This is a genomic window from Mycolicibacterium houstonense (assembly GCF_900078665.2).
GTDB classification, from domain to species: domain Bacteria; phylum Actinomycetota; class Actinomycetes; order Mycobacteriales; family Mycobacteriaceae; genus Mycobacterium; species Mycobacterium houstonense.
This window is the reverse complement of record NZ_LT546207.1, coordinates 1,310,648-1,312,117: the sequence shown is the minus strand read 5'-3', so window position 1 is coordinate 1,312,117 and position 1,470 is coordinate 1,310,648. Positions and strand designations below refer to the sequence as shown.

The following is a 1,470-nucleotide window of genomic DNA, read 5'->3' as shown; positions in this document are numbered from 1 at the left end:
CCAGTTCAACGCATGCGGAATCCAACTGGCGGTTCACCACGACCTGGTCAAAGTGGGACTCCGCGGCCATTTCGGCCCGCGCGGTCTCCAGTCGCCGGGCCATCGCCTCGGGCGTCTCGGTGCCGCGGCCGGACAACCGGCTGACCAGCTCGTCCCAGCTCGGCGGCGCCAGGAACACCGATACCGCCTCGGGCATGGCCTGCTTGACGGCCCGCGCGCCGGCCAGATCCACCTCGATCAGCACCGGGCGCCCGGCCTCGGCGGCCTCCCGCACTGGCTGGGCCGGTGTCCCCGACCGATGGAGTCCGCCGTGGATCTCGGCCCATTCCAGCAGCTCGCCGTCGTCGATCAGCTGCTGGAACCGCTCCGCGGACACGAATGTGTAGTCGACTCCGTCGATCTCCCCCGGGCGTGGTGCCCTGGTGGTGACCGAGACGGAGAAATACAGGTCGGGAAGCCGCTCCCGCAGACAGCGGACCACGGTGGACTTCCCGACGGCGGAGGGACCGGACAACACGACGACCGGAGCCGTCACGGTGTGTTGTCCAGCCCCTCTACCAGCGCACAATGCGGGCGTCTCTACTGGTCGAACTTCTCCAGGAGGGCCTTGCGCTGACGATCACCGAGGCCGCGCAGACGGCGGGTCGGGGCGATCTCCAGCTCGGTCATGATCTCCTGCGCCTTGACCTTGCCGACCTTGGGCAGGGCCTCCAGCAGAGCAGAGACCTTCATCTTGCCCAAGACCTCATCGGTCTCGGCGTCGGTGAGCACCTGCTTGAGGTTGGTGCCGCCGCGCTTGAGTCGATCCTTGAGCTCGGCTCGCGCTCGACGTGCGGCAGCAGCCTTCTCCAACGCTGCCGCGCGCTGTTCGTCGGTCAACTGGGGAAGGGCCACGGGTTCCTCCGTCTCCTGGCGATTCTTCTTCGGCCATCACTTGATTTGTACGGCTGGAGTGCAAACCAGCCAGCGACGACGAACCTACCCACGCTGGCTGACGAAAGCGAACCCCACCCCCTGGTTACGACGCCAAAAGCCCAGCGTGTAGTGCGCGCGGGCGACGCTCGCTTTCCCCGCGAAACCGTCAGCGAGCACCGACCTGCGCCGCCCCTCCGGCCGGATATTCCTGCAAGTCAATGGTTTTCGGGCCGCCGACAGCTAACTCCCGGCACGGCCACCAGGCCCGTCGTCGTCACCAAAACAAGCGGTCAGGGCCCCGCGGAGAAAATTTTCGCTGGTCACGGCGTGTCGGGCGTGTCGGAGCTGGTTACGTGCACGTCAAAACATGCCCTGAGCACGCCGCCCAGCAGACACCTAATTGCCACAAAGCACTTACACAGACTGGCTAAATAGCGTCGCCAGCGGGGCGCCAACGCCCACGAAGGGAGCCGCGACATGAATCTCAAGCGTCTGACCTGCGCTTCTGCCCTGGTGGTAGCCCTGGGGACCGCCGTGCTCGCGGCCGGCGCGGGC

At 66.7% G+C, this 1,470-nt stretch carries 2 protein-coding genes; both read right to left on the bottom strand.

Annotation, left to right across the window (positions count from 1 at the left end; genetic code table 11):
- Positions 1–568, bottom strand: a 568-nt coding sequence (gene gmk / locus BN4332_RS06595) for a guanylate kinase (protein ID WP_066897728.1), incomplete at its 3' end; no start/stop codon positions are given.
- An 11-nt stretch (positions 569–579) separates the two neighbouring features.
- Entirely contained in the window at positions 580–894 is a 315-nt protein-coding gene (mihF, locus tag BN4332_RS06590; RefSeq protein ID WP_003880790.1) for an integration host factor, actinobacterial type, read from the bottom strand.
- Positions 895–1,470: the final 576 nt, after the last annotated feature.